This window comes from Nonomuraea sp. B5E05 (assembly GCF_039880665.1).
Classification (GTDB): domain Bacteria; phylum Actinomycetota; class Actinomycetes; order Streptosporangiales; family Streptosporangiaceae; genus Nonomuraea.
In genome coordinates this window covers 1-644 of the sequence record NZ_JBDPMJ010000108.1, presented here as the reverse complement: position 1 = coordinate 644, position 644 = coordinate 1, and the positions used below count along the sequence as shown (strand labels likewise).

Genomic DNA, 644 nt, shown 5'->3' with positions numbered 1-644 from the left:
CCTTCGGCTTCGTCGAGACGCCCTACCGCAAGGTCGTCGACGGCAAGGTCACCGACCAGATCGACTACCTCACCGCCGACGAGGAAGACCGTTTCGTCAAGGCGCAGGCCAACACGGTGCTCAACCCCGACGGGTCGTTCGCCGACTCCCGGGTCCTCGTGCGCACCAAGGGCGGCGAGACCGAGCTCGCCCGTGCCGAGGAGGTCGACTACATCGACGTGTCGCCGCGCCAGATGGTGTCGGTGGCCACAGCGATGATCCCCTTCCTCGAGCACGACGACGCCAACCGCGCGCTCATGGGTTCCAACATGCAGCGCCAGTCGGTGCCGCTGCTCAAGAGCGAGGCGCCGCTGGTCGGCACCGGCATGGAATACCGTGCCGCGACCGACGCCGGCGACGTCATCAGCGCCGAGAAGGCGGGTGTGGTCGAGGAGGTCTCGGCCGACTACGTCACCGTCATGAACGACGACGGCACCCGCACCACCTACCGCGTCGCCAAGTTCAAGCGCTCCAACCAGGGCACCTCGTTCAACCAGAAGCCCATCGTCGCCGAGGGCGACCGGGTCGAGGTCAACCAGGTGATCGCCGACGGGCCGTGCACCGACCAGGGTGAGATGGCGCTCGGCAAGAACCTGCTGGTGGCG

Annotated in this window: 1 pseudogene; it reads left to right on the top strand. The window is 67.5% G+C overall.

Features of this window, described 5'->3' with window-relative positions:
• A pseudogene (locus ABGB01_RS46030) lies at nucleotides 1-644 on the top strand (DNA-directed RNA polymerase subunit beta); the annotation flags it as partial.